Below are 1708 nucleotides of genomic sequence, written 5' to 3' on the forward strand. Positions count from 1 at the left end.
GGGCTGGTCCATGGGCAGCCGCATTGACACGAGCCTGGTCCTCGATGCACTGCTGATGGCGCTGTGGCGCCGCCAGCCGCCGGCGCCTGTCTTGGTTCACTCCGATCAGGGCTGCCAATTTACGGGTCATGAGTGGCAGACTGAATCGCCCCGGATTTTGAGGAGGCTCCTTCGATTGAGAATGGAGCCATCATGAGGAAGTCCCCGAAGTTTTCCCCCGAAGTTCAGGATCGCGCGGTGCGCATGGTCTTTGACGCCAAGGACCAGTACCCGTCGCAGTGGGCGGCGATCGAATCGATCGCCGGCAAGATCGGCTGCACGGGCGAGACGCTGCGCAAGTGGGTGCGCCAGGGCGAGCGCGACAGCGGCGTACGGCCAGGCCCGAGCACCGTCGAACAGCAGCGCATCAAGGATCTGGAGCGCGAGGTTCGCGAACTGCGCAAGACCAACGAGATCCTGAAGTTGGCCAGCGCGTATTTCGCCCAGGCGGAGTTCGACCGCCAACTCAAGAAATGAACGCCTTCATTGACGAGCATCGGGCTCGTTGCGGGGTCGAGCCGATCTGCCGCGCGCTGCAGATCGCCCCGTCGGCATACCGGCGCTACGCGGCACGCCAGCGCAACCCGGCGCTGCTGTCCGCGCGAGCCCAGCGTGATGCGAGCTTACTGCCTCAGGTGCAGCGCGTGTACGACCAGAACCTGCGGGTCTATGGTGCCGACAAGGTCTGGCGGCAACTGCGGCGCGAAGGCACAGCCGTGGCGCGATGCACTGTCGAGCGGCTGATGCGCATAGGTGGGATGAGCGGTGCGCGTCGTGGCAAGAAGGTGCGCACGACAGTACCGGACGCCAAGGCGGCATGCCCGCTGGATCGGGTGAAACGGCACTTCAAGGCTGACAGGCCGAATCAGCTTTGGGTGGCGGACTTCACCTACGTCTCGACCTGGCAGGGCTTCGTGTACGTGGCCTTCGTCATCGATGTCTTCGCGCGGCGCATCGTCGGCTGGCGGGTCAGCAGTTCGATGCAGACCGACTTCGTGCTCGACGCGCTGGAGCAGGCCCTGTACGCGCGTCGCAGCGAGCGTGAAGGGGTGCTGGTGCATCACAGCGACAGGGGGTCGCAATACGTCTCCATTCGCTACAGCGAGAGGCTCGCCGAAGCCGGCATCGAGCCCTCGGTGGGCAGCACCGGCGACAGCTACGACAACGCGCTGGCCGAGACCATCAACGGGTTGTACAAGGCCGAGATCATCCACCGGCGCGGGCCCTGGAAGACGCGCGAAGCGGTCGAATTGGCCACCCTGGAGTGGGTCTCGTGGTTCAACCACCACCGCTTGCTTGAGCCCATCGGCTATATCCCGCCGGCCGAAGCAGAGGCCAACTACTGGCGACAACAAGCCACAAGCAAAGCTGCCCGGTCAGCGGCGCTGCAGGAGGGTTGAACCATGAGTACATGGCCCAACCGGGGGTGCCTCCGGCGGCCCCTGCGGGGGGGCTGGAATAATGAAAGCAGAACAGCACGAAGAGAAGTCAAACCATCCCGGTCTGACTCAAGCCAACAGGCCTCCTCGAAACCCGGTGCGATTCAGACCTTCCTGCGTGACCACAACTTGGTCAGCAGCATGAGCCGGCGTGGCAACTGCCACGACAACGCTGTGGCCGAGAGCTTCTTCCAGTTGCTCAAGCGCGAACGCATCCGCCGGCGGATCTA

Annotated in this window: 1 protein-coding gene, 2 pseudogenes and 1 other annotated feature; all 3 genes and pseudogenes read left to right on the forward strand. The window is 64.2% G+C overall.

All coding sequences use genetic code 11. The features are described 5' to 3' along the window. Nucleotides 1–142 (forward strand): annotated as a pseudogene (locus VGF12_RS11950) (DDE-type integrase/transposase/recombinase); the annotation flags it as partial. Between the two features lie 50 nt (nucleotides 143–192). Continuing rightward, nucleotides 193–1439 (forward strand): IS3 family transposase gene (locus VGF12_RS11955; protein ID WP_414710076.1). Its coding sequence is split into 2 segments (ribosomal slippage): nucleotides 193–481 and nucleotides 481–1439, totalling 1248 coding nucleotides; the frame shifts between segments, so codons are not numbered across the junction. Beyond that, nucleotides 471–587, forward strand: a sequence feature (AL1L pseudoknot). It overlaps the preceding gene by 117 nt. 141 nt (nucleotides 1440–1580) lie before the next feature. After that, a pseudogene (locus VGF12_RS11960) lies at nucleotides 1581–1708 on the forward strand (IS3 family transposase); the annotation flags it as partial.

The sequence above is a fragment of the Roseateles sp. genome (genome assembly GCF_036404855.1).
GTDB lineage: Bacteria > Pseudomonadota > Gammaproteobacteria > Burkholderiales > Burkholderiaceae_C > Pelomonas.